Raw genomic sequence first — 25,058 nt, forward strand, 5'->3', positions numbered from 1 at the left:
ATGATCAGTTTGCGCCAGACAGTTCGCAGCCGCTTGGTGCTGCTTTTTGCGTGCAGTGCCTTGCTTTTATTTGCCGGATGTGTCGGTCAGACCGGTACAAACGTCTCACAGACTCAAGTGGCACAGCCGCCTAAGCCGGAACTGGCCGCTAGCAAGGTCCAGAAAAGACCGGAACGGCAGGGATCTCTCGGGACAATTGCCGTGGCCAAGGTGGCAATCGATCATCCCAGCGGCCGGCTGGTGTATCAGCCGAACGGCGTCAGTGACACCATCGTCCGGCAGATGCAGGCCACCGGCAATTACAAGGTCATCGACTGGACCAATCTACAGGAGGTACTGTTTCGCCGGAACCTTGAATGGTCTGATCTGCAGTCCGATAAAAATCTCGGCCGCAAGGTGCATGAGGTACTACTCAACGACTATTTCCTCATGGGGACGATTACCTCCTACGGCGAGCGCATGGATTATGCCTCCACCGCTTTTTCCAAGGCCAAGACCCAGATCGTCAATGTCACCTTGGAACTGGCGGTCAAGGACGCCCTCACCAATGAGATAGTTGCCTCGGCCCAGGGCAAGGGCGAAAAGAGCCGGCAGATTACCCAGACCCTCGGCTTTGGGGCGGCGGGCGGCAACGATATGGTGCTGGCCAATGCCGTGCTCGATATGGCGATTGAGGATGCGGTGGCCAAGATCGATGCAAGTCTGGCGAGCCTGCCCGCCAAACCGGGTGGAGCCGGTCGGCAGGCAAGTGACGTGGCGCAGGCGATCCCTGTGGCGGTTAAACCCTTGCCGGGAAATCCCAAGGTCCTCTTCATCTTTTCCGAGGCTGAAGATTCGCCAAAGCCGAAGACTGCCGGTGGAAAATCCAGTGAACTTGGCACCAGTCTTGCCGAACACGCCATGGCCAAGTCCTTTGCCGCCGCCAAGGCTCAGGTCCTGACCGCCGACGATGTCATCAATAAGGCCTACAGCATCAGCGGCGGCCAGAATATCATCCAGGGAGGCTGGGTCACCGAGAAGGATCTGCGAGAGGTGGAAAACCTGCTGCAGGCCCGCACGGGTTTGTCCTCCTATGCGGTGCAGGTCGGCAAATCGGCCAAGGCCGATATGGTCATTTCCGGCTCGGTGCGCTATCAGACCGCGGCGGTCGCCGGTCCAGCAGGGATGGCGGCACAGCAGAGTACGGTCTACTTGACGGCCAAGGCCATTGCGGTTGCCAGCGGCAAGACCCTGCATATGGCGACGAGCCAGCAGGACTTCCTGGCGATCCAATCACCCAGCGAAATGAAGGCCCGGATGAATGCGCTGACCCTTGCGGCGCAAAAGGCGGCGGAGGAGCTGCTGACGGTAATGCGCGGAAATTGACGAAAGTATTTTGTAGTGAGTGTACCCTTGGAATTTCTTGGAAGAAAATTATTACTCAATGTAATGGCATTGACAGTATAACAGGTAAAAAAGGGAGGGAAGACATGCAGAGAACAGTCAAAAGGATACTGGCGGTATTGCTGACTCCGTTGATGATTTTATTGAATTGCCCGGTGATGGCCGCATCGCCGGGGGCGGCCCAACCGGCCAAGCCGACCACGGAAATCGTCCATAAGGCGCTTGCCAGGGCCGAAGCGGGTAAACGCCTCACAGTCTACACGGAAATCGCCGACCCGAAAGGGGTTGATGTCGTACGGGCATATTTCAAGGCAAGGGATGCTGCCGATTATAGTTTTATTGCCCTGAACAGGACCGATCACCTGCAGGGCCTGGCGACGAAATCTGGCCGGCAGAGTTTTGCCGGGGTTCTGCCGGCCCCCGCTGACCACACCAAAGCCTTTGAATACCTCATCCTGGTAAAGAACAAGGCCAATGTTGTCGTGAAATCGCAGACCTATTCGGTAACGGTGGTGGATGGCATAGCCGATATGGAGGAACAGGAGCCGCTGCAGGTGTACACTGAACTGGCGCAGGCGCCGGACGAGATAGCCGGTTTTTCTGACAATATCGTTTACGACGCGGTTGAATCGGCTGGCAAGTTAGGGGTGGTCGCCGGGTTGTATGCTGGTATCCAGGCAGGCGGTGGCGGTGCGGTAAATGGTGGTACGGTTGCGGCTTCCAGTAATGTGCTGGCAGCTGCCGATGGTATGGAAGCCTCAACTGCTCCCGGCAACCAGGTAGCAAAATCTGGGGTTGCCGAGAAGTCAGCCGCTCCCAAGGCTGCACCCGTGGCAGCCAAGGTGGCCGAAGAGGAAGGACTCAGTGCAACCCAGATTGTCATAGGTTCGGTGGCCTTGCTCGCCGTGGCTGGTGGCGTCGTCGCGCTCGCCTCCGGTGGTGGCGATGATAGTTCATCGAATGGCGACACGGCCCAGCCGCTTGATTCAACAACTATTCTTGGTGCCTGGAACTTTACCGGCAGGCACCCGGCAACCGGCTGTACGGTCAGCGGATCAAAAAGTTATGCAGTGGATGGCTCGCTGAGCCAATCAAACGTCGCAACCGCATGTCCGACAACCACCAGTACCGCGACCTATCATTCCGGAGGTGGCAACTGGACCTTTCAGCGGTCGGTTCTCACCGAGCAGTATGTAAGTACCAGTCCCTTTATCACCAGCTTGACGTTAATTATGCGGGGTACTCCCTCCGGCAACTCGGCGGCCTTTACCATAAGCCTGGATACCGGCTGGGAGATGAGTTATAGGCGCTAGGATTCTGTTGTTTAATAAGGGGAATTTGCCGGAGATAGGTATTGGTTGGCGCTGTTTTTACCAAACACCGGAGACTGAGGTGCCGACTGATGAAATTGGGCAGGGAGGACGGTCCTGCCCCAACTCAACCAAGGGTAGGTGATTGATGGGTTTAACAGTAAAGGCGGATGTCATTGAGAACAGGCTCTACTTTAAACTTTCCGGTGAGTTCGCTAAAGAGGAGATTGATAAACTGTATACCGATGTGACGTTTCTAGTTGCCGACTTAAGCCCCGGATTTGATGTCATTAACGATTTTTCCGAATGTGAGATCGGTGGCAGCAGGGGCAAGTCATTCAGAAAGATAGCAAATTTTCTGGTGACCAACGGCCTGGGTGAGATAGTGCAGGTCGTTCAAGGGAATAGTCTCCTTACCGAGCAGGCAAAGTTTTTGTCGTCAGTATCGTCAGGAATCGTCCCGGTCTTTGCAAAAACCCATGAAAAGGCGAGAGAAACCCTGGAAAACACTATCAAACGCAACGGTATTCGTTTTTATGTCAACAATATTCCGATCGCCTATTCGACCAGCAAGCAATGCGGCACGGGCAATCTTGTAAATATTTCCACCGGTGGTTTCTCCGTTGCGGCAATTACCCAGCCCCTTGCCGATGGGGAAGAGTTTGTCATGCAGGTGACGATCGTCAATGAGGATTTTACCGAGGACGAATTTGCCATGAAGGCAAAGGTCATACGCGGGGATGCCAATTCCTTTGCCGCAAAATTCATTGGACTGGGTGGTGATCAGAAAGAGAAGCTATGGAAATGCCTTATTTATGGATCGCGTTGAGCACTTCCCAGCCAGGACGGCAAAATTAAGGGTGTTTAACAGCTTTGTAGCCCAGCAAGGGCATACGTTTCGTATGAGCAGACGAGCTGCTCAACACAGCTTCAGCCTCCTGACGGCTATTTTTTTCCTGCTCATTTTTCAGCAGGGCCAGGCCGCGGAAAGCACCGGTTTGCTGCAGGCCATCGATCTGGCCCTGACCCAGAGCGATACAGCCTACGATCTCCGCGATACCGTGGAACTGAGCAAAATGGCCACCGCCGCGGCGGAGCATAATTTTGATACCAAAATTGTTCCCTTAACGGCCATCGGTCTTCGCCAAGGTACCGGGTCGCAGCAGTTGGGCCTTGAAATGCGCCGGGAAACCCAGACGGGCACCTCGGTGAGCTATGGCCTTGTCGGCAATAGAATAGACGACAGCACTGGGTATGTTGTTGAGAACACCACGAATTCCCGTGCCTATGTGCGGGTGTCGCAGGGCCTGTTCCGGCGGTGGGGGAGCAAATACAATCTCAATGACCTGAATATTGCCGAATTGCGGAAAAAGGAACAGGAGATCATCGCCGAGCGGGCCAGGCAAACCCTTATCCTCAATACCGTGCAGCGCTACTATGATGTAGTGTTGTCCGAGCAGCTCATGGCCAAGGCGGAAAAATCTCTGGAGAGAAGCCGAGCCCATCTTGCCTCGGCGACCTCCCGGCAATCCGTCGGCCTCGTCTCAAAGGTAGACGTCTACCGGGCGGAACTGGCCCTCCTTGACGCCGAAAGTGTCCGGGAGGCGCAGATTCGCCAGAAGGAGCGGGTGGCCGATGCCTTCAAGGAACTGCTGCGGATTGCCGAAAATACCGAAGTCATGGCTGATACCACGGTGACCAAGATGGTGCCGGTGGTGCCCGAGGCCTGGGAGGAGGAGTTGCTCAATACCCGTCTCGATTGGCAGGCGCACCGGGTGGCCGTGGAAATCGCCGATCTGGAGATCTTTAAGGCGAAAAAGAATCTCGACCCGGATATCGGCCTCAGCTTCACCGTCGAGCAGCGGGGAGAGGGGAATACCGTCGAGGATTCCCTCGATATGGACGAGACCAACTGGTCGGTCCAGCTGCAGATGCTTTCGCCGCTCGACACCTTCAACGAAGAGAGTGCCTTGGTGCGCAAGAAGATCGAAAAGGCCAAGCTGGAGCGGGCCAATGCCGCCCTGCAGCGGAAGATCCGCAAGGAGGCCCGCAGTGCCTTTCTTGATCTGGTAACCGAGGATCGCAGCTACCAGATCAACGTCAGAAGGTTACACGAGGCGGAACTGGCCCTAGACCTCGCCAAGACCCGCTACGAAAAAGGCCTGTCGGAGAACCTTGAGGTCCTCGGGGCGGAGACCGCCTTTTCCGAGGCCGAGGTCAATATTTCCAGATCGCTTACCGCCGGCAATCTCGCCGCGGTGACGGTCGCCTATAATCTCGGGGTGCTTGATCGCAACTGGGTGAAAATGGCCCTTGAAGGCGAAACCTCACCGCCAACCGCCCAGTGATTTCTCTGATATCTCATGACATCTTTAAATAAATTGAGCGTATATAAGATTCTTGGCGCAGGTATTGTCGTTTTGCTGCTTGCCGTTCTTTGGGCGTGGCGGCATATGTCGCCGCCCGGCGGCCAGGACCGCCAGGCAGCACAGATTATCGTTGTCGAAAAGCATTCCTTTCCCCTGCAGATTGTAGAACGGGGAGTGATCAGCCCTGCGAAAATTTCGCCGATCAGCTCGCAGATCTCCAGCAATCAGTCAAAGATCGTCTGGATGGTCAAGGAAGGGACCCAGGTAACCAAGGGCATGCTGGTTGCCCGCTTCGACACCAAGCCCTTCGGCGACAGCCTGTTGAAGGCCGAGCAGGCCTTCGCCGATGCCCAGGCCACCCATCTTGCTGCCGGGAAACTGCTTGCCCTGCAAAAAGAGGAGGAAGGCGGCAAGGTTGAAGAGGCGACACGGAAGGTGACCATCGCCAAGATCCAGGCGGACAATATTCAAAACGGCTCGGGGCCCTTGAAGCGCAAGACCCTGCAGCAGCAGGTGCATCAAGCGGAACGGATACTGGAAATCAGCCGCAACGAACTGGCCGACATGAACCTGCTCCTGGAAAAGGGACATGTCAGTACCAGGGAACGGGACAAGGCGTCCGATAAGCTATCCACCGCCACCGAGCAGGTCGCCGTCGCCACCGCCGAGCTGGAAAATTTCAAGGCTTATGCCTGGCCGCAGATGCTCCGCGAGGCCGAACTCCTGGTCAGCGGCGCCGAGAGCAATCTCGAAAGGGTGAAGCGGACCGGGGAACTTCTGGTCCAGAACCGGGCCGCCGAGGTGGAAAAATATCGTCGCGATGTCGAAAACAAACGGACCGCCCTTGAAAATGCCAAGGCCGAACTGGTCAACTGCGATGTCTTCTCACCGGCAAATGGGGTGCTCCTCTATCCAGACCTGCCAAGGGAAAACGGCAGAAGAAAGATTCAAATCGGCGATAGCGTCTGGGTGGGTCAAACCTTCATGGAGGTCCCCGATACCAGTGAGCTTATCGCCGAGCTGCAGGTGCGGGAGGTGGATGTCGCCCTCATCGGTCCGGGAATGAAGGCCGAGATCGAGGTTGATGCCTTCCCGGGACGGGTGTTTACCGGTGTTGTTGATTCGGTGGCGACCTTGGCCAAGGAAGATGAGGAAAACAGCCATCTGCGGCGCTTTTACACCCGTGTCCGTCTGACCGGCGACACCGACAGGATCCACGTGGGGATGTCGGTTACCGTCAAGATCATCTACCGTGAGGTCAGCGAGGCGGTGGCCATTCCACCCGGCGCGGTGTTCTATAAAGAGACTCGGGCCATGGTGCGAAAGCTGGGTGGTGGCGGGGCGGCGGAAGAGCAGCCGGTGGTTCTCGGTGACCGGGGACAGCTGCTGGTTGAAGTCCTTGAGGGCCTGCAGGCAGGTGAGCGGATCGAAAGGGCGGGGCAATAGCCGCCATGGTGATCCTCGAAGCCGACAAGATAGCCAGGTTCTTCAGCATCGGTAATACACCCAGCCTGGCCCTTGCCGAACAGTCGCTGGCCGTTCAGGCGGGGGAGTTTCTGGTGCTCACCGGGCCGTCCGGATCCGGCAAATCGACCCTGCTGAACCTCCTCAGTGGTCTCGATAGACCCTCGCACGGGGAGGTGCGCTACCGGGGGCAAAGCCTTGCGGCGATGGGCCATGAGGAGATTGCCCGGCTACGCAACCTCAGCTTTGGCTTCATCTTCCAAACGCCCCACCTCCTGCCCGACCGGACGGTAGTCGAGAATGTCCAACTGCCCTTTCATTACGGACCTACGGAGACCCAGGCAGCGATTGAAGGCAGGTGCCTTGAACTGCTTGCCTACGTCGGTATGGCCGATCTGGCCTCACGCTACCCCGATACCCTTTCCGGCGGCGAGATGCAGAGGGTGGTTTTTGCCCGGGCCCTTGCCCGCCGGCCGGAGATAATCTTTGCCGACGAACCAACCGGCAGCCTCGATGCCGGCAATTCCAGAAGAATCCTGGAATTACTGAGAGAACAGACGGAACAGGGCCGTTCGGTGATCATGGCGACCCACGATGCCGACGGGATTGCCTACGCCACCCGGGTCATCCGCCTGGAAAAACTGCAAATCGGTGGCTGGGCATGATCCGCCATCCCCTCCTCCTTGACGTCCGGGACGCCTGGCGCAACCTGTTTCGCCGGCCGCTGCGCTCCCTGCTCAGCGGCCTTGGTATCGGCATTGGCGTCGCGGCATTGATCGCCATGCTGTCGATCACCGAAGGGGCGAAGCAGGCGGCCTTTCAGAAATTCAGCTCACTTGGCCTGCAAACCCTGCGGATCGAGGCCGGCCCAACTAAAGCGGAACAGGACGGGAGTACCATCAATCTGTCGCAGGGACTAGTCTACGAGGATGGCATTCAGCTGGCCCAGTGGCTGGGAGGCAGGGGGAAGGTCGGGGCCTTTATCAGAAAAGATTCGGTTCGGATAACTGCCGGCAGCAAGACGGTTGTGGCAACGGTGTTGGGAGTCAACGATGGCTGGTTTGCTGCTGAGGGACTGCGCGCGGCGCGCGGCCGAATCCTCCAGGCAGGGGATGTCGCCTACCGGGAAAACTACTGTGTTATCGGCAATGCCCTTGCTTCTGCCCTGCAGGCCGACGTCGGCTCGACCCTGCAGATGGAAAACCATCCGGCGACGGTGGTGGGGGTCGCGGCCGAAAAGGGCCGGCTGCTCACCGAAGGCACCGGGCTGTCGTCAGTGGATTTTGACAGGGCGGTGATCATGCCCTACTCCTCGATGCCCTTTGCCCGGGTGGTGGCGAGTCGGCTGCTTCTCCACGGATTGGTGGTCACTCTGGATGGGACCTCGGACAAGGCCGTGCTGTTTCTTGCTGAGCAAATCCGCCAGATTGTCCTTGGCAGCCACCGGCAGGTCAAGGACTTTCATATCGTCGTGCCGCTCACCCTGCTCCGCGAGGCGGAAGACAGCCAGAAGGTATTTTCCCTGATCATGGGAGCGATTGCCGCCCTGTCACTGCTTGTCGGCGGCATCGGCGTGATGAATATCATGCTCGCCAATATCGCCGAGCAGACGCGGGAGATCGGCCTGCGCATGGCGGTGGGGGCCTCCCGGCGAAGGATAATCAACCTGTATCTCTGTCACTCGATTCTGTTGACTATGACCGGGGCGCTCTGGGGAGTGGTGGCGGGGGTCCTGGTTGGCCTGTCAATTGAATGGCTTGGCGGACTGCCGGTGGTGTTTTCCTGGTTCAGTCTCCTTGTCGCCCCATCCTTTGCGGTCATCACCGGGGTACTGTTTGGTCTGCATCCCGCCCGGCGGGCGGCTGCCCTGGAACCGGCCCTAGCCCTGCGGGATTCGTGAGGACAGGGCAGGAATTCCGGTCTACTGATCGCCTCTCAGCTAAGAAACACCTGCCGGTACTTTTCAACGCGGAAGTCAAACGGGGTGAAGGACGGATCGGCGGCCCGCCGCAGCTTGTAGGCCGGGTTGCCGCCGATGGCGCGGTTGGCGGCTTTTGACGGAGAAACGAGCGACAGGGTGTGGACGGTCCGCTCCCCGAGGTGAAAATACTGGCGCCGGGGTGAATCGGCATTGGCCCCGGCAAGTCGCAGACCCTGGGTTCGCAGCTGGCGGCGAAAGAGATATTCCGGGCCATTTCGGGTGTTGCCGCCGGTGAAGATCAGGGCGTTGAGGGCAGGATGGTGGTGCAGCCGGCCAAGAAGGTCGCGAAGGACGATATCCTCCATGCCGAGATCGGAGGCATTCACTTTTTCCCGGCGGCAGGACTCGACGATGTCGCAGATACCGATTTTCTCCCGGACAAGGAAGTCCTCCCTCTCGGTCACCGCCTCTCGGCTGCCGTCGTAGCGTAGCCCCAGCTGGAAGATGGTGTCGAGTGCCGGCCAGAGCAGGTTGTCCCGGCTGCCGTAGCAGAAATCGACGTCACCCTCCAGCAGGCGGCCGGTGGAAAAGCGTGGCGGCGGCAGGGTGCCAATGATCAGCCGGGTCGCCCCGCCGGGAATAAACGGCGGGTACGGGTGATGATGGAGGATGCCAGGCACCGTTCCTACTGCTTGACCAGCTCGACCCGGCGATTCTTCGCCCTGCCCTCTTCGTTGTCGTTGCTGGCGACCGGCAGGAGCGGTCCGGCGCCCTGGCCGCTGAGGCGGTTCGCGGCAATGCCGTGCTGTGCTACCAGCGCCTGCGCCACCGCCTCGGCCCGTGCCTTCGACAATTTGATGTTCAGGTCGAGCGAGGCGGTGTTGTCGGTATGGCCGACTACATACACCTTGAGGCCAGGGTCGGCCTTGAGCAGCTTGGCCACCTCGGCGACGGCGGCCTGCGACTCGGGCTTCAGTTCGGCCTTGCCGGTATCGAAGAAGATGCCGGGCACCTCGACATGGCCGGAAGCAAGAAGTCCGGTCTTGAACAGCTCGGCGCTGGCCACCACCTCCTGGGCCATCGCCTGCCTTTCAATGATCGTCAGCATGTAGCCCTTGTTCCAGGCGGTATCCACCTGTGCCCAGATCTCTTTGCCGTCCTTGGCCACCTTGACCCAGGTGTAGCGCGGGTCTTCAAACAGCACCGTGCCGCTGATCTTGCCGATGGCCTCCTGATGGTTGCGAATGATCGCCAGTGCCCCGGCGTACTGGACATTCGGATCGGTCTGGTATTTTATCTCGAATTTCTTGCCCTCGACGGTGGTGTCGGTTGTCTTGCCGGTCTTGAACTTGAAGCTGTCAAATGCCGTCGCCTTGCAGTAGACGATGTGGGTATTGTTCATCCGGGTAAAAAGCGGATGGTCGGCGCAGCCCTTGCTGTCGGCAAGCGCCCCGGCCGCGGCGGCAGGGGAGGCCGGTGGATTGATGAACAGCGCGGTGAAAAAGAGAATCATGGCGAAACGGCTTTTCATTACGGCACTCCTTCCACTAATTATTGTCGATTACTGCCTTTGGGGCTGCCTGGTGGGAGTATCTTATCGGATCGCCGGTCAGGTTTGCCAGGTAGAATAACCGTCTTCCGCCAGCAATCCATTTGTTTCTCCGTGTGATCCTATCGCGTTGCTCACCAGGCCGCAAGAAGATCATTGCTCCACCGCCGACCTTTACAGCCAGTTTGAGTACTCTTTTCTAAGAGTATTTGCTTCGAGGCATATAAAAAAATCTGGAATTTGGTGCTGTTGCTTTGTAGCCCTATTCTCGTCGATTCTCTTTTTAGTCGCAAAAAATAGCAAACTGATCGTTAATGCGCCTCTTCTTTTGCAATTATTTCCTGCAAAATTTGTCCAATCTCCACCTCTTGCAGTTCTCGGTACAGCTCCTTATCTTTCAGCAAATCGGCAATCTTTTCGTTGTCAAGGAGTTGGTAATATTGCTTATTTTGCAAATGAGCCTGGATTACATGGTCTTTTGCCAAGGCGATCATCCGAGGATTATCGATAAAATTGGCGATGATCGTATGATTTTTAAACGCCTCAAACAGCTCAGGTTGGCTGACTACCCAGGTAAGGTTTTGAAAAATTACTTTTATTCTTTGATCTATCGGCTCCGCTTTGAGGACCAGCGAACCAAAAGCTGAATTCTCGATCTGCTCTTTAAGATGCCCAAACTTGGCTACTTGAACAAGTTCCTGTTGTGCACCCTCAATATCCCTGACATCCCTTGATTCACTCTCCGTCACTCCGGATGCCGTTTTCGCTGAAGCTGCAGGATTAATAAGTATTTCTTCGACGACACCAACGACATGCAGTCCGGTGAGGGAAAAAACAACCAGACATACTCCCCAGACAAACCCGATAACTGCCCCACTCCAGCGCTCCCACACCATTATCGGGTGTTCATTCAACTGCTCCCGAACTTCGTCACGATGATCAAGAATCCGCCCGGCGACGTACGATAACAAGAGAAAGATCAAAAACCCGGTAAGGACCTGCCCTGCAAAGGGCACGAGCGCCTTGGCGACCAAACCACTCAGTTTGAGAGGACCAATCAGGAGAGGGGACAACGGCTCGGCAAGGAAAGTGGCGAGTAGAAACGCAATAAACACTGAGAGAATCCTCAGTAAGCCCCGATTGTACCCTGAAGTTGCAAGCAAAAGTAACACCGCCAGTCCGATGATTGATATCAACACGTTTCCTCCTGGTTCATTTTTGAAGAACAAGGAAACGTCTTTACCCGCTTCCACCCTCTTAAACTTGCTCTTGAATTTGCCATAAGAATATATTTTTCTTCATTTATCAAGATATTGGCCGGGTAGTACACAATCATAAATGACAAAAGAATCAATAATCAATATTGATAGCATAACTCGCCATGAGTCGTGCAACTTCAATGTCATCAAGAAACTGAATCACCAGTCTGCTATTTTAGTTCGGTGCAAGCTGAAGGATTTTCTGGCGAGCGATGAGCCGGTGTTGGGCAGGCAAAAACCTGTGGTATCTCCATGGTGAAATATTACCGCAGTCATGAATACGCTTCTTTCTGTTCCAGAGCGGTGATACACTCACTGTACCGGTGAGCTGATCGTCATCTGGTTCACTGAAAGCTGGCTGTGCGGTTAACGGTTTTCCTTCCAGGTCTTGGGGTTACGAGACCAAATCCATTGCCATAGGAGATTGCCATCATGACTCCTGCCGAACCAAGAACCTCTCAGAAGGTGTATGATGAGCGATTTAAGAAGCTCGTCAACGAAATCCACGCCGCGTCTTCTCCCAATGCCATTATGGTTGGCCTGCGCAATAAGATCCTTGACCTGTATCAGGTTGAGATGGCGACAATTTTCATGCTCGATTCAAAGCGCAATAAGCTTGTCTCCTGGGTTTTGCTGCCGGGCGAATCCTTAAGCAGAATTCGCATGGACATCAACCGGTCGAGCATCACCGGTTTTGTCGCCGAAACCAGGCGGTCGCTGAATATTGCCAATGTCTACGACAAGGGCGAGTTGAAGGCGATCGATCCGTCACTGACCTTTGATGCCACCTGGGACCAGAAAACGGGCAGCAGGACCAAGCAGATCCTTGCTGCCCCGGTGATCAACAAAACCACCTTGATGGGGGTCATCCAGTTGATCAACAAACGGAGCGGCACACCTTTCAATCAGACGGATGAACTGCGTCTGAAAGAACTGTCCGAATCCCTCGGAATCGCCCTCTTCAACCACTATAAAAGCGGCAAGAAGATACCGATGCGCTACGAGGAACTGGTCAAGAGGGAAATCATCCCCCAGCAGGAGATGGAACGGGCGATGGTGATTGCCACTCAACAGGAAAAGGAAGTCGAAACCGTGCTGATGGAGAATTACCTCATCCCCAAAGCCGACCTCGGCGACGCCCTGGCCTTTGTCTACAAAACCAAATTCGTCGACCTGCAGAAAAACCATTATTCCGCTGAAAGCTTCGTTACCCCGACCACCGCCGAGCTTTTGCGCACCCACCTTGTCGTGCCTCTGGCACGAAAGGGCGGTGAGTTTACCTTTGCCGCCAAAAATCCCTCGAATCAAAGCGGTATTCTCGAGGTGAAAAACTATTTCAGGGCGGAAAAGGTCAACGTCCTCCTCGCTTTCGGTGACGATATCCGCAACCTGATCAACTCCCTGGTGCCCGCCCGGGAAGAACCGGCAGCGCTTGGTACGGCCGCCGAAGAGCAGCCGGAAGAAGAGACATATGTTCCGGAAATATTTCAGAAACAGGAAGAAGCTCCTCTTGACGTTTCCGTCGATTCGACCCCGGCCATTGCCCTGGTCAACAAGATCATCGAGAAGGCGGTATATGCCGGTGCCTCGGATATTCATATCGAGCCCTATGGCGACCGGCAGGATGCCGAGGTGCGCTACCGGATCGATGGAACCTGCTCCAACATCCTCAATATTCCCAAGGTGAACGTCAGATCGGTTATCGCCAGGATCAAGGTGCTCGCCGACCTCGACATCGCCGAGCGGCGCAAACCGCAGGACGGCAAGATAAAGTTCACGACTACAAGGGCCGACAAGGTTGAACTGCGGGTGGCGACCCTGCCGACAACCGAGGGTAACGAGGATGTCGTCATGCGAATCCTCGCCGATGCTAAGCCGCTGCCGCTATATAAAATTGCCCCGGAGCGAATCCTCAAACGGCTGATTCCCTGCATAGCCAAGCCCTACGGCATTTTTCTGGTCGTCGGCCCAACCGGCTCCGGCAAGACCACGACCCTGCATTCCATCCTCAATTACATCAACACCCCGGAAAAGAAGATCTGGACCGCCGAGGATCCGGTGGAGATCACCCAGTACCGGCTTCGTCAGGTCCAGGTAAAGCCGCAGATAGGTTACACCTTTGCCGCGGCCATGCGCGCCTTCCTCCGGGCCGATCCCGATATCATCATGATCGGTGAGATGCGTGATCAGGAAACCGCCAAGATGGCCATCGAGGCCTCCCTGACCGGCCATGTCGTCTTCAGCACCCTGCATACCAATTCGGCTGCGGAAACGGTGGTCAGGTTGATCGACATGGGCATGGATCCGTTCAACTTTTCCGACTCCTTGCTGGGCATCGTTGCCCAACGCCTGGTGCGAACGCTCTGCGAGGATTGCAAGGAGCCATATAATCCTACCAGGAAGGAGTATGACTACCTCCTCCACCACTACGGCGTGATGTTCTTTGAACAGCTCAATATTCCCTATTCCAAGGACCTCGTGCTGTTTCGGGCCAAGGGCTGTGAAAAATGCAATAATAGCGGTTACAAAGGACGTCAGGGACTGTACGAGCTGCTCGTCGCCTCAAGAAAGATCAAAAACCTCATCATTGACAAGGCCCACAGTGAAGACATCAAAATCGAGGCAATCAACGACGGCATGACCGTGCTGCTCCAGGAAGGGATACACCTGATATTCGAAGGCAGGACTGACAGCAAGCAGGTAATGGCCACTTGCCTCATCTAGGCTTGACATGGGATTCGCCGGCAGCTACGTGGCAGGTAGGGAATGGGAACGATGACGAAAAATACTGAGCGGAGCTGGCACATTCTTGCCGCCCTCCTGCTGTGCCTTTTCTTTACAGGAGTTGCGCCGCCGGCTGTTTCGACTGTTGAAGCGCCAGCGGAGTGGATGCAGACATCCCTTGCCCAGCTGGCCGGGGAATCATCTCAGGTGCTGCTGGTTGTCGGAGACGAATCGATGGGCTTTACTGCAAGGTTGCACCTCCTTGAAAAGCGAGGAAACGTCTGGAAGGCGGCTTTTCCCCACCTTGCGGCCTTGATCGGCGCAAAAGGCTTCGCCCCGCCGGGCTGGAAAAAAGAGGGGGATGTCAAGACGCCCTCGGGGGTGTTTGCCCTGAAGCGTACCTTTGGCTACCCACCCAACATCCCTTCACGGATGCCCTACCGGCAGGTTATGGATGACGATATCTGGGTGGATGATATCTCCTCTCCTGACTATAACCGGTGGGTTAAAGCTGAGTTGAGCAGCTTGTCTGCTCAAACGAAATTTATGCCCTTGCGGTATAAGAAAGGTGAAACGGCCGCTGTCTCCTTCGAAATCATGAAACGGCCCGATCATCAGTACAAATATGGTATCGTCATCGAATACAACACCGAACCAGTCGTCAAGGGTGCGGGTAGCGCCATCTTCTTTCACGTGCGGCGCGGCGAAAATAAGCCGACTCTGGGCTGTGTCGCCCTCGCCGAAAGTGATATGCTGAAGGTCCTCGGCTGGCTGGACCCGGGGTGCAAGCCGCTGGTGGTGCTGGGCACCCGGCAGTCCATTGTCTCGCTGTTTCGTGGTGCGGCGGATGAATAATTACCAACAGGTAAGCTTTGGAGGTTACAGATGATATTGCGCATTGCACTGCTGATCTTTTCCCTGGCGGTCAACCTGCAGGCCGCTCGGTCGCTGGCTGACGAACCGGCCGGGAGGCTGTCAAAGGGCTTCGTCTACGCCGACGAAATGATCCCGGGTCTGCGCCTTGATCTGCGCTATGCCGGTACGCACAATTTTGTCGGCGAGCCTGTCGACGGCTACCGGAAGGCGCGCTGCATCATGACCGAGGAAGCTGCGCAGGCGCTGAAGAAGGTACAGGAAGAGCTGCGTCCCTTCGGCCTCGGCATTAAGGTCTTCGATGCCTACCGGCCGCAGATGGCGGTTGACCACTTTGTCCGCTGGGCCGGCAACCTTCAGGACACCAGGATGAAGGCGGAATTCTACCCTGATGTGGACAAGAAGGACCTGTTCAAGGACGGCTATATCGCGGCAAAGTCGGGCCACAGCCGCGGCAGCACCGTTGATCTGACCATTATATCGCTGGGCGGTGGCGATGCGGAGCGGGAACTGGACATGGGCAGCGGATTCGACTTCTTTGGTCCCAGCTCATGGCCGGACAGCCCCCAGATTGCCGCAATTCCCCGCGCCCACCGCCTGCTGTTGCGGATGGTGATGGAAAAGCATGGATTCAAACCGTATCCCCAGGAATGGTGGCACTTTACCCTGAAGGGTGAGCCCTGGCCGGAGACCTATTTCAATTTTCTGGTGCAATAACTTACCTGCCCAAGGCGACCAGCAGCCACAGGGTATCGGCGATGGCCTTGCGGATTTGCTGCTCATGAAACCAGGTAAATACCTCTGGAGTGAATACCCCGGTCTCGATACCGTAGACGCTTTTGCCAAAGCAGCCGAAGCCTTCGACGGGCTCCTTGCCGCAGGCGCTGCCAACCTGTTCAAACCCCATCCAGAATTCCCACCAATTTGGCGCTATCACATTACCTTGGAAAACCACAGGACTGTCCACCTGCTGCTTGGTGTCGATGGCAGCCTCCTGACGCAAAGCATCGAGGGAGGCGAAATCGATACGCAGAGGCTGGGACATCACGGTGCGAATCTGTTCGGTATCAAGGGCATACGATAGAGTTTTTTCTTTCCCGTACTCATCAAATTTCTCCCCGGAGGTATGGAAGATCGGTACGGCATGCGGCGGTGAGCGCATGTCCTGGATGTGGTGCGCCAGCCTGCCGGCAATTTCAAACACCGCCTCCTTATCGCCTTTGTCGGCAGCGGCAAGTTGGTCGATAAGATCAGCAAACCGGTGGGTGTTGGCCCGGTAGGCGCCCCACCAGGTTCGGCCAAGCCGGCTGCCCGGATCGGCAAAGTGCCAGTTGAATGCCCGCTGCAAGGTAATATTGATGTCGTCTTCGGTTTTTGATCCCTTTATAAAGGCCTGAATGAAGCTGGCGAGCTTGGTCGATTGTTCCGGGTAATGTTCGGCAAAGAGAGTTGCCGCCCGTTGTGAAATCATTCCATGGGCATCGACTTCAAAACCCCAGGAGGAGGCTACGGGAAGGAAACAAGCAAATAAGAGCAAGAGCATTTTGACGATATGTGCGCAGTATTTCATGGTAATCCTCCCCCTGAGGAATTTTGTGTTTGCTTGGTTTGTGGTCTTTGCCAGTAGGTGGTGTGCATCCGGAGCACGCTTTCACGGTACGTGGATAAAACCGAGCAGCTTGTCCATCCTACTGAATACATAGGAAAATCCTTGAACCTTCGGGCTTTTGTTGCCCTCGATGGTGTACAGCATACCATCCTGCAGCGAGTGCACCAGTCCGGCATGCCCCAGCCAGCCGGTGAGCTTTTCCCGCCACCAGACGACAATGTCTCCCGGTTGCGGCTGATAGACCGACCCAGGGGCATGCGCCCAGCCTCTGGCCGTCGCGTCCTTCAGGAGATTACGGGCTCCAGCCTGGTAGGGGAAGGGCATGGCATGGACCTCACCTCCCATCGCCTGCAGATAGCACCAGCTGACAAAGGAGGCGCACCAGGGATTGCCTTCGTCGAGGCCGGCCGGGGCAAGGTATTTTTTAACCCAGGGACCTCGATTATTGCCATCGACTTCCCCTGCACCGTTGTTGATCTCGCCGATAGCCGCTGCCAGGGCTGTTCGCCCCTGGGTGCTGCCACCTTGCGCTGCCGGGGGGAGGGTTTGGTAGTCGACGGCGGTTGGCGCCATGATAAGCGGTTTGGGATGAAAGAGGCTCCACCAGGTAAGCGGCCCCACTATGCCGTCCACCATCAAGGGCTGGCCATGCTGGTCGAGGTTCTGTGACTGAAAGGCGCGCACTGCCCGTTGTGTGGAGTTGTCGAACAGCCCGGAAGGGGTCAAAGAGTACCCCCGTTGCGCAAGACCTTGCTGCAGCTCGGTCACCATGGTCCCTTGGGCACCTTTTTTCAGTGGTAATGTCATGATTTGTTTCCTCTTCTATGCGACCGTTTGTTGCCATTCTGCGGCCAAAGGCAGCCGACATTGACTTTCCCGGCAATGTGTTGCCTGCCGAGGATGCAACTTATTAACTGGGTGCACTTGAAACACCTTTGTCCGGACAATCTAATTGTTTCCTCCGGCTTTCTCGATTTTAAGGTCGCCGGGATACGTTTGGCCGTTGCGAAGGATAATTCCCTTGATCGTTTTCTTGGTGAGATCGACCGGGGAGCCCTCTTCCGGTGGCGGCAATTTGAATTCTATCTCGTCTTTCCGCTGACTTAGCTTTTCGGTGATCGTGGTCACCGGCTTCTCTTTCTCGTCCAGTTGCAGCGCCTCGACCAAGGCGAGGTTTTTTCCGGATATTTCCAGCATGACATCGGTCACGCAAGCCTTTTCGATACTCGGTGGGTCATAGACAACGAGGTCGAAAAAACTGGACAGGTATTGGCCATTGTCGGTTGTAGACTGGGTATCCTTGTTCTCGGCATAGGTAATCTGTATCTTGTATTCGCCGGGGCCAAGCGGGGTCGCAACTCCTTCGGCTGTCTTCTTTCCTGATAACCGGTAGCAACCGCCTTTCTCCGAATCGAGCTTTTCTACCGTATATTTATCGGTGGATGTTTTGCTCAAGACTTTAAATTCATTGATTTTCTTGCCTGTTGCCAGCGAAGGGCAGACGAGTGGATTGCCTGTTTCCAGGTAGACTGTGCCGTCTTTTGCCTCCGCGAAGGAGATTGCGCTTTTTGCCTCCATGGCGGCGGCTAAGGCTTTGGCCTGTTTGAGGTTCTCGATTGCCTTGTCGAGATCTTTGTTTTTCAAAATGGTCGACCAGTCATAGCCATGCTGGAGGTCGATTATGGATTTTTCCGCTTTCTTCAGCGGTTTACGAAATTGCCATTGGCTGGGATCTCCCCCCTTCAGGACGGCGAAGCGGAGCCAGGTTTTGTCCCGGTAAGGAGGATCATCGCTACCTGGCGTAGGTGGTGCCTTCAGGGAAACGACCGTTTCGTTATCCGGGCCGATGCCGACTTTTCCCGCCTCAAAATCCGCCATACTCACGGGGTCGGCGCTATCCGTGGTATTTCTGACGAGAAAGGTTGGTATCGCCAGGACAACATCGGCAGACAGGGCCCAGGGATTGTCATTCTTGCCGTATGCCAGGCCACTCATGGTCCCATAGCAGGTGAAGGTCGAACAGGCCTCCTGTTTGGCAACAAAATAGCTTCCTGACTGCAGGGGAATGGTCTTGAGACCTTGGTTCCAGCCTTGATGGGTCCGTTGATTGTCCTGGATGACGGCAAAATCGACGTCGAGGACCAGGACTTCATCGTTTCTGTTGAGTTGTACGAGCGCCTTGGCGATTTCTTTCACCACCATGACTTCTGCCTGGGTGACCGGGTTCTGCAGAAAAAGAGTATTTGCTGCCCCGGCAATAAAATCGAGCATTGCCGAACTGTTGTTGGCCTCCTCCTGGTCGTATTCGAGGATGGTGAATTTTACACTGAGATGATCCGATTCAAGGACCTTCGGACCATAGATCAACTTGTTTTTAAAAGGGCTGCCGGATCTGTCGGCCATTTTTCGATATGGACCGAGGATGGTGGTGATGGTGTTTTCCGCCCCGGGGGATTCCTGGAATTCAGCGATAATAACCACCTCGCTCAGGCCACCGAAATCCGGCAGATACTTGAAGTAGGCGTCTGTTAGATAAATAGAAAAAACATTGGAGCCATCAGCGGTTTTATTGTTAAGGATGGGGCTGATGGCAGTTTGGTCGGTAACTGTTATTTGCTGATATGGGGTTTGGAGTGTGCCGTTGGAAATTTTATTGAAATAAACGGTTCCTGTTGGTTTGCCGCAGGCGGTTAACAGCACCGCAATGAACACAATGAGCCAGATGTTTTTCATGATTTTCCCTCCCCCTTCTGAATGTGGACTATGAATTAGACCATGTTGATGACGGTTTCTCCTCCTTTTCCTTGGCGCCCGATCGACCGACAGCGAGCGGCATGTCTATGGTTTATTATTACTTGGTATGCCGAAACGTTCCTGCCAGAACTGCCCCACTACTGTGTTGTCGTAGGCTTCGGCGAAAGACCCATGGGTTGTAAGATACCCGTTGCCAAGAGGCATGGTACGAAGATAGATCTGTTGCCTTATGCCGGGAATGTCGAAAAACTGGATGCCGTTCATGGTGTTTTCCCACTTGCCTAAGGTCCGTTGACTCATTGATACGGCATTTTCATATATATTATCGATCTGATTCAATAAAGTGCCGGTGCCGCCAAAACCGATCATATGAGCTTCCTGATTCTCTGCAAGAGGATGGAGCATAAGGTTGAAAAAACGCGTTTTGTTGTTTTTCTTCAGGTGCGGGACGACGGATCCCTGGAAATCGGCTATCGAACAGGCGGCGGCCAGGTAGACTATCCGGTCGTAATTGATTTCCGGCCATTTCTTCAGGATGGAGTTGGCGATTATGGTCCCCATACTGTGGCCGATCAATACAATTTCAAGATCTTCGTCCCGCTGCTGACGCTTGCTCAGGGCGTCGAAAAAGGCCGTCAGCCCACCTTCCCGCTCCTTTGTATAGGTGTCAATACTTTGGAATTCCGGGTTTTCCACCCAGGTCTTGGCCAGGGCCTGGTAGGTGCGTCGTTTCATGTCATCCCAGGCACCCGTTCCGAAGCTGTCGAAGATTGGTGCGGTAAGCAACCCAAGATGAAACTGAAACAGACTTTTCAGTCCTTTTCCGAACCTTTCAGAAATTCCCTGCTCGTGGAGCAACTGACCCTGAGAGTTGACGACTGACGGGATTTCTGCGAAGCGAGTGGGTTGTTCAACGGCCAGCAGCTGATTGGTGCGCAGGGCGTCTCTTTCGCTTGGTAAGTTTCCGAAGGCAATTGATTTTGTGAAATCTCGTCCCTGATACCACCAGACCATCGGTGCCCGGATGATTCCCCGGCCAACATCTTCGAACAGGATAAAGGGCGAGGTAAGCGGGCCTGTCCATGTTGCGTATTCTCCTTGTCGCAGGTAGAGAATATGCTCCTTGAAGGTGGAGAAGAATCCGGATGGCCATTGAACAAATATTGGCCAATAGCCGTCGTGCATAATTGGGCTAGCCCAATCATTGGAACGTTGTATTGCAGCATCGTCCGTGTTAAGGCCGCCGTGGATGAAGATAAGGATCCTCTTCTTCGATTCCGGAAGGAGCCTTTGTACATGCCTGTTGAGCTCTTCTTTGCCGGTGAACTCTTCGCCGCTTTTCGGATTGATAGGGCTGCCAAGCTTGTCAACGGCCAGGATGTTGTCTGGATTCGCGGGTTTCTTGTATCCGCAGCCTGAAAACACCAGAAGGATCAGAAGAGAAATTGAGTATCTCATGAACGACGCTCCTTAATATCCGGAGAGTGTAAAGTCAAGAAACAGTTAGATAATTGTCGGTTGAACGGAAATTATAGAAGATGGGGTGGGATATTCAGAGATTTGTATACAGAGAAAACAAGCAATAGGCAACAGAAAAATAACGAAAAAACAGGGTTTAAGCAAGAATTGATCTAAGTTATTGTGATGCTTGTATTTGTAAGATAATGAAGGCTGTATGTGTCAGGTAACCGAAAGTAAGTTGTTGGTGTAAAGAAGTGCTTGTATGTGTTATGCAAATAGTATTCGGTAAATTGCCTGCCGTCCTGTCGCTTCTAAAATTCTCTTAAAGGTCTCTGGTCAAATCTCAGAGATGAAGGCGACGTGGAGACTATGGCAAATGAACAGTGGAGTCGATTTGCTACCGCTTGGCAAAAGAGAAAACCATTGTCGAGGCCCAAAGCAGCTAGTTCGCCTTCACTACCGGACTAGGGTTAGGGGATGGAGGGTACTTTAGGTTTTCTTTGCCGGAGATGTTTTCCTGCTGCCCTGGAATCATGGAGATATGTTTTCAAGGCAGCAGGATAATGGTGGATGCATAGCAAGGGTATACGCTTCCTATAGGCAAGCTTTTTGCTCGGCTTAACAGCCCGCGGTTTTTTGAAACCTCTTGCTCAGGTTTTTGCCGCTTTCATTGTCGTATTTGCAGCGAATCTCATCGCCGTCAACGATCCGTTTATCGTTGAACTTATCCAGCGTTAGCTCATCCTCGATGACTATCGCCACATCCTCGCCGCTCTTGCTGTCTTTTAACACCACGGTCGCCGATTTTTTGTCGGCAGCCATGTCGATCTTGGTTACCGCACCCACCATGGTAAATGACTCGGCGAAGGCCGCGCCGGTCAGAATGGACAGGGTGAGCAGTGCGGTAAGGGCAATTATGTTCTTCATGGGGAACTCCTTCTTGTATAAAATATGTAAAAACAGATAGATATTTTAATAAAACACTAAAACTTCACCTCAAACGTGGCGTAAATGTCATGCGCCGATTTGAGCGGTGGCAGCATCTGGGCATTCATCGGGCTTGCCGCCAGGTCGGAGATTTCCACCGGTGCGCCTACCCAGTTGTTGCTGCCGGTATACTGGAAGTCATAGTACTGGTAGCCAAGGCGAAAGAAGGCCTTGCTGAAGTACGATGAGATCGGTTTGAGTTTCAACTCCTGGATAACATAGGCCTCGTAGACGTTGCCGCGGGTACCGAGTTTGCTGGTCCACATGTCGTCGGCCGCCGGATCGAATGGCATCCAGTACTCGGAACCATAGTTGTACTCGGCACCGAGTTTTGTGCCGGTTGGTAGATCGTAGCGCATGCCGAGGTAGGCGGAGTAGCCGGTTTCATCGCTGGAATCGGCACCGTTTACCAGTAGCCCTGCGCCGGTGTCCTGCGGGCCGGAACCGAAATCCATCATGGCGTGCTTGCCATTCGGGTGGGTGACGCTCATGCCGGTGCTGGCAAAGAGGTGCAGATTGCCGATGCCGACATTTTTCAGGGTACTGAGGGCGCCCATCCCGTACCAGTCGATATCGCCAAGCTCTTCGCTGACGTTGTTGGGATTGTCAAAGATATTGATGCCGCGGTTCCACTGGAAATCGAAGCGGATCGGATCGGTGTCGATGGCGACGACGGCGATACCGACCATATCGGTATCCTTGAGGTTGTTGTAATAGTCATAACCGGCTTCAAAGCCGCGGCCATAGCAGACCTTGGCGTAGGCGCCGGGCAGGGCGTCGATGTCCGGGGCGTAGCCGAGGGTCATACCGTCAAAGGCGTAGTCAACCAAGAGGCCCGGGACGCCGCCGTTGCCGGGGCGGTCATTGTTCTGCCGGAGATTGGTGGGGGCTCCGCCGGTTGAGGGCCTCCGGCCAACCGAGAACCACATGGGCTGGTCGGCGATATTGCTCCAGGTGGCGAAGACCTGATCGACGAGGAGGGCATTGTCGCTCGGCACGTGGCCGATGGTGCCGTCGAGAACCGAACTGCGGTCGGCAAAAAAACCCTCGTTGGTGGCATCGTCGGTCTGGCTGCCGGTGGTTTTGTACATGAGCAGGCGGCTGGTAACCGTGACATCCTCGGTGGCCTTGGCCTTCAGGTTAAGGCCGAAGCGATTGGTCATCAGCGAGTCGTTGGTCGGCCTTGACGAGGGCATCAATGCCGGCATGGAGGTCGGGCTCATATACTGGTAATAGGCGGGAATCTCGCCGCGCAGGGAATCAAAGCGAAAGCGATAATCGCCGCCGATGGTCAACCATTTGCCAAGCGATTTGTCCTCGACCTTTTTCACCTGACCCTTGAGGGTCTCCACCTCCTTGGCGGACTCACCGGACTTTTTTACCTGCTCTTTGAGGGTTTCAAGTTCCTTGGAGAGCTGCTCGATTTTTTTCACCAGGTCTTCGTCTGCTGCAATAACTGTCGCCGGCGGCAAAGCCAGGCCGGCAACCAGGCCTGTCAGGGCGAGGTTGAGCACTGTTTTTTTCATGATTTACTCCATAATTGTTAGGAAATTCGGCTGAGCCGCAGCCCAGCTACGCCGTCTTCTAAAGATTTCTCAGCGCGAAAAAAGGGGTTTTATGATCCCCCAAGGGGCGTTTTTTGACGCCCCTTGGGGGTGGATCTTCGGAAATGAAGCAGTAGCGTGCTCCATCTGCACCAGGATAATGGAGATATTTCCTTGATTTTCCTGGGTTTTATGTGCGAGAAAGCTCAGTAAAACGCTAACATGCCGGGACATTTCCGCTGTCGCTGGCATAAAAGTGTAAGAAATCAAACACATGCTCAATGTAGGTATCCTTCAGTGGCTTTGCCTCGGGACATTGTTTGATCATCTCCTCATTGAGTTTCCCGGCATCCTGAATGGCCTTCCATTCTGCCTGGGTGTGTTTCTTGGCCATGACCCCGCCGTCAAAACCGCAGGCCGGCTTCAGTTCTTTGATATAGATTTTTTGTCCCTTGGCGGAATCGGCAAAGGCGGCAGAGCTGAAGATTCCGACAGTGAGAATTGCCGCAAGGAACAGGTTGAAGAGCTTTGACATGGTGTCCTCCTAAATTGAGCAGGTTGTAGTAAGGTAGTGTATGGGGTTGCCAGCATCCGCATGCATCAGCTGAAAGGTTCGTTTACCTTGATATCACAGGTGTTCTTTGCATCACATTTGATGTTGGCATCGAAATACATGGTTTTTGAAACATCCAGCTTGGCATTTTTCAGTTTCAGAAAGGCCTCCATCGCTCGGGCACCGGTGCCGCAAACGAAGATCACGACCTTGTCCTTGGGAAGTTTTGCCGCAAGTTCGGCAGCGCCCAGTTTTCCGGCCTCGACATTGATCGCGCCTTTCAGGTGCCCGGCGGTGGATTCCTGGGCATTCCTGATATCGACTATAACGGCATTGGCCGGAACTTTATCGGCCACGATGAGTGCCTTAAACCATTCGCCGTCAACCGTCCCTTCATCGACTCCGGCTTTTATGCCATTAACAAAGACGTCTTTTTTGGGTGCGGCTGGGGTGGCCGGTTCGGCCTTCTTGACCCCGGCCGTGGTCTGCAATTTGGCTTCCTTCCAAGCGGGCAGGCCGCCGGCGTAGACACTGACCTTTTTATAGCCAAGATCAAGGAGTCTATTGGCAACGACGTGGGATTTGTGACATTCATAGCCTGCGCAGAAGGCGATGATCGGAGTACTCTTGTCGGCCGGGAAGCGGCCGGCCAATTTGTCCAGTTCCTCATCGTTCATATACAGGGCGCCGGGGATGCTTTCTGCCAGAAACTTAGCATTTGGCCGGGCGTCCATGAGCAGGGCGCTGTTCTTGTTAAAGGCCGATTCCACGACCGGGGTGCCTACTTCCAGGTAGCTCTTGCCGGCCCATTCCGGTTCACCGGCTTGATAGAGTTTGACATTGGTAAATCCGAGCCCCTTCAGGTGCCCGGCGACGATGGGACTCTTTTCACACTCCCAGCCTCCGCAGAATACGATAATCTCCTTGTCTTTTGCCACCTTGTCCAGTTGACCTATATATTTGGCTATCTCTGTGTCGGGAATGCTGATACTCGAGGGAATCGTGCCGCTCAGGTACTTCTGATTCGGCCGTGCATCGATGAGCAGCGCCTTGGCGCCACCTCGTGTGCCATTGCCGACGGCCTGCTTCACATAGGCAAAATCAACGTCTGTTAATTGAAACTTGTCAATCAGCCCTTTGACGCTGGCGCTTGGTGCCTTAAGGGCCACCGCCACTGGGGCCGCCGGGGCAGCTACCTGGGCATCATTTTTGCCGTTGCCGGCGCAGCCGCCCAACAGCAATCCGCCGACTATGAGACTTAATCCCAATGTTTTTAATCGCATACGAAGTTCCTCCTC

General features: G+C 54.9%; 21 protein-coding genes. 10 read left to right on the top strand and 11 right to left on the bottom strand.

The window, feature by feature from the left end; all coding sequences use genetic code 11:
* The 7 genes from OEL83_03485 (at position 1) to OEL83_03515 (ending at position 8,426) form a co-directional block, all read left to right on the top strand.
* Positions 1-1,365: a CsgG/HfaB family protein gene (locus OEL83_03485; GenBank protein MDK9706091.1), complete on the top strand. Its 1,365-nt coding sequence runs from the start codon at positions 1-3 to the stop codon at positions 1,363-1,365.
* Positions 1,366-1,469: 104 nt separating this feature from the next.
* Positions 1,470-2,696 (top strand): hypothetical protein, encoded by a 1,227-nt coding sequence (locus tag OEL83_03490; GenBank protein ID MDK9706092.1) that lies wholly within the window; start codon positions 1,470-1,472, stop codon positions 2,694-2,696.
* Between the two features lie 145 nt (positions 2,697-2,841).
* Positions 2,842-3,522, top strand: coding sequence for a PilZ domain-containing protein (locus OEL83_03495; GenBank protein ID MDK9706093.1), 681 nt, complete (start codon positions 2,842-2,844; stop codon positions 3,520-3,522).
* Between the two features lie 73 nt (positions 3,523-3,595).
* Positions 3,596-5,041, top strand: a complete 1,446-nt coding sequence (locus OEL83_03500; GenBank protein ID MDK9706094.1) for a TolC family protein — start codon at positions 3,596-3,598, stop codon at positions 5,039-5,041.
* A gap of 15 nt (positions 5,042-5,056) precedes the next feature.
* Positions 5,057-6,508, top strand: a complete 1,452-nt coding sequence (locus OEL83_03505) for an efflux RND transporter periplasmic adaptor subunit (protein ID MDK9706095.1) — start codon at positions 5,057-5,059, stop codon at positions 6,506-6,508.
* A 5-nt stretch (positions 6,509-6,513) separates the two neighbouring features.
* A complete protein-coding gene (locus OEL83_03510; GenBank protein MDK9706096.1) occupies positions 6,514-7,191 on the top strand; it encodes an ABC transporter ATP-binding protein in 678 nt (225 codons plus the stop codon).
* A complete protein-coding gene (locus tag OEL83_03515; GenBank protein MDK9706097.1) occupies positions 7,188-8,426 on the top strand; it encodes an ABC transporter permease in 1,239 nt (412 codons plus the stop codon). The genes OEL83_03510 and OEL83_03515 overlap by 4 nt, the downstream gene beginning before the upstream one ends.
* A 35-nt stretch (positions 8,427-8,461) precedes the next feature.
* On the opposite strand, the gene OEL83_03520 is transcribed toward OEL83_03515, so the two are convergent.
* The 3 genes from OEL83_03520 to OEL83_03530 all read right to left on the bottom strand — a co-directional run bounded on the left by OEL83_03520 (position 8,462) and on the right by OEL83_03530 (position 11,249).
* Entirely contained in the window at positions 8,462-9,127 is a 666-nt protein-coding gene (locus OEL83_03520) for a hypothetical protein (GenBank protein MDK9706098.1), read from the bottom strand.
* A gap of 5 nt (positions 9,128-9,132) precedes the next feature.
* Complete coding sequence (locus OEL83_03525) at positions 9,133-9,978, bottom strand: OmpA family protein (protein MDK9706099.1); 846 nt, start codon at positions 9,976-9,978, stop codon at positions 9,133-9,135.
* 329 nt (positions 9,979-10,307) lie between these two features.
* Complete coding sequence (locus tag OEL83_03530) at positions 10,308-11,249, bottom strand: CvpA family protein (GenBank protein ID MDK9706100.1); 942 nt, start codon at positions 11,247-11,249, stop codon at positions 10,308-10,310.
* 438 nt (positions 11,250-11,687) lie between these two features.
* Between OEL83_03530 and OEL83_03535 the strand changes: the two genes are divergently transcribed.
* Genes OEL83_03535 through OEL83_03545 form a run of 3 tightly spaced genes read left to right on the top strand, consistent with a single transcriptional unit; the run spans position 11,688 to position 15,569 of the window.
* The gene (locus OEL83_03535; GenBank protein MDK9706101.1) at positions 11,688-13,979 is read left to right on the top strand and encodes a GspE/PulE family protein; all 2,292 of its coding nucleotides are present in this window, start codon (positions 11,688-11,690) and stop codon (positions 13,977-13,979) included.
* A 51-nt stretch (positions 13,980-14,030) separates the two neighbouring features.
* On the top strand, positions 14,031-14,834 hold the full coding sequence (locus OEL83_03540; protein ID MDK9706102.1) for a L,D-transpeptidase family protein: 804 nt from the start codon (positions 14,031-14,033) through the stop codon (positions 14,832-14,834).
* Between the two features lie 30 nt (positions 14,835-14,864).
* Complete coding sequence (locus tag OEL83_03545) at positions 14,865-15,569, top strand: M15 family metallopeptidase (GenBank protein ID MDK9706103.1); 705 nt, start codon at positions 14,865-14,867, stop codon at positions 15,567-15,569.
* A gap of 1 nt (position 15,570) precedes the next feature.
* On the opposite strand, the gene OEL83_03550 is transcribed toward OEL83_03545, so the two are convergent.
* The 8 genes from OEL83_03550 to OEL83_03585 all read right to left on the bottom strand — a co-directional run bounded on the left by OEL83_03550 (position 15,571) and on the right by OEL83_03585 (position 25,043).
* The gene (locus tag OEL83_03550) at positions 15,571-16,422 is read right to left on the bottom strand and encodes a hypothetical protein (GenBank protein ID MDK9706104.1); all 852 of its coding nucleotides are present in this window, start codon (positions 16,420-16,422) and stop codon (positions 15,571-15,573) included.
* A gap of 81 nt (positions 16,423-16,503) precedes the next feature.
* Positions 16,504-17,268, bottom strand: a complete 765-nt coding sequence (locus OEL83_03555; protein ID MDK9706105.1) for a CHAP domain-containing protein — start codon at positions 17,266-17,268, stop codon at positions 16,504-16,506.
* A 141-nt stretch (positions 17,269-17,409) separates the two neighbouring features.
* Positions 17,410-19,194, bottom strand: a complete 1,785-nt coding sequence (locus OEL83_03560; protein MDK9706106.1) for a hypothetical protein — start codon at positions 19,192-19,194, stop codon at positions 17,410-17,412.
* A gap of 105 nt (positions 19,195-19,299) precedes the next feature.
* Positions 19,300-20,673, bottom strand: coding sequence for a hypothetical protein (locus OEL83_03565; protein ID MDK9706107.1), 1,374 nt, complete (start codon positions 20,671-20,673; stop codon positions 19,300-19,302).
* Positions 20,674-21,294: 621 nt separating this feature from the next.
* Entirely contained in the window at positions 21,295-21,603 is a 309-nt protein-coding gene (locus tag OEL83_03570) for a hypothetical protein (protein ID MDK9706108.1), read from the bottom strand.
* Positions 21,604-21,659: 56 nt separating this feature from the next.
* On the bottom strand, positions 21,660-23,189 hold the full coding sequence (locus OEL83_03575; GenBank protein ID MDK9706109.1) for a DUF3373 domain-containing protein: 1,530 nt from the start codon (positions 23,187-23,189) through the stop codon (positions 21,660-21,662).
* Positions 23,190-23,424: 235 nt separating this feature from the next.
* Positions 23,425-23,742, bottom strand: coding sequence for a hypothetical protein (locus OEL83_03580; GenBank protein MDK9706110.1), 318 nt, complete (start codon positions 23,740-23,742; stop codon positions 23,425-23,427).
* Between the two features lie 65 nt (positions 23,743-23,807).
* Positions 23,808-25,043 (bottom strand): rhodanese-like domain-containing protein, encoded by a 1,236-nt coding sequence (locus OEL83_03585; protein ID MDK9706111.1) that lies wholly within the window; start codon positions 25,041-25,043, stop codon positions 23,808-23,810.
* Between the last annotated feature and the right edge of the window lie 15 nt (positions 25,044-25,058).

It is taken from the genome of Desulforhopalus sp. (assembly GCA_030247675.1).
Lineage (GTDB): Bacteria > Desulfobacterota > Desulfobulbia > Desulfobulbales > Desulfocapsaceae > Desulforhopalus_A.

Bases quoted from the DNA above. Each gene is read 5' to 3' on its own strand.
- OEL83_03485 (MDK9706091.1), top strand. From the start codon at position 1: ATGATCAGTTTGCGCCAGACAGTTCGCAGCCGCTTGGTGCTGCTTTTT.
- OEL83_03490 (MDK9706092.1), top strand. From the start codon at position 1,470: ATGCAGAGAACAGTCAAAAGGATACTGGCGGTATTGCTGACTCCGTTG.
- OEL83_03495 (MDK9706093.1), top strand. From the start codon at position 2,842: ATGGGTTTAACAGTAAAGGCGGATGTCATTGAGAACAGGCTCTACTTT.
- OEL83_03500 (MDK9706094.1), top strand. From the start codon at position 3,596: ATGAGCAGACGAGCTGCTCAACACAGCTTCAGCCTCCTGACGGCTATT.
- OEL83_03505 (MDK9706095.1), top strand. From the start codon at position 5,057: ATGACATCTTTAAATAAATTGAGCGTATATAAGATTCTTGGCGCAGGT.
- OEL83_03510 (MDK9706096.1), top strand. From the start codon at position 6,514: ATGGTGATCCTCGAAGCCGACAAGATAGCCAGGTTCTTCAGCATCGGT.
- OEL83_03515 (MDK9706097.1), top strand. From the start codon at position 7,188: ATGATCCGCCATCCCCTCCTCCTTGACGTCCGGGACGCCTGGCGCAAC.
- OEL83_03525 (MDK9706099.1), bottom strand. From the start codon at position 9,978: ATGAAAAGCCGTTTCGCCATGATTCTCTTTTTCACCGCGCTGTTCATC.
- OEL83_03535 (MDK9706101.1), top strand. From the start codon at position 11,688: ATGACTCCTGCCGAACCAAGAACCTCTCAGAAGGTGTATGATGAGCGA.
- OEL83_03540 (MDK9706102.1), top strand. From the start codon at position 14,031: ATGACGAAAAATACTGAGCGGAGCTGGCACATTCTTGCCGCCCTCCTG.
- OEL83_03545 (MDK9706103.1), top strand. From the start codon at position 14,865: ATGATATTGCGCATTGCACTGCTGATCTTTTCCCTGGCGGTCAACCTG.
- OEL83_03550 (MDK9706104.1), bottom strand. From the start codon at position 16,422: ATGAAATACTGCGCACATATCGTCAAAATGCTCTTGCTCTTATTTGCT.
- OEL83_03555 (MDK9706105.1), bottom strand. From the start codon at position 17,268: ATGACATTACCACTGAAAAAAGGTGCCCAAGGGACCATGGTGACCGAG.
- OEL83_03560 (MDK9706106.1), bottom strand. From the start codon at position 19,194: ATGAAAAACATCTGGCTCATTGTGTTCATTGCGGTGCTGTTAACCGCC.
- OEL83_03565 (MDK9706107.1), bottom strand. From the start codon at position 20,673: ATGAGATACTCAATTTCTCTTCTGATCCTTCTGGTGTTTTCAGGCTGC.
- OEL83_03570 (MDK9706108.1), bottom strand. From the start codon at position 21,603: ATGAAGAACATAATTGCCCTTACCGCACTGCTCACCCTGTCCATTCTG.
- OEL83_03575 (MDK9706109.1), bottom strand. From the start codon at position 23,189: ATGAAAAAAACAGTGCTCAACCTCGCCCTGACAGGCCTGGTTGCCGGC.
- OEL83_03580 (MDK9706110.1), bottom strand. From the start codon at position 23,742: ATGTCAAAGCTCTTCAACCTGTTCCTTGCGGCAATTCTCACTGTCGGA.
- OEL83_03585 (MDK9706111.1), bottom strand. From the start codon at position 25,043: ATGCGATTAAAAACATTGGGATTAAGTCTCATAGTCGGCGGATTGCTG.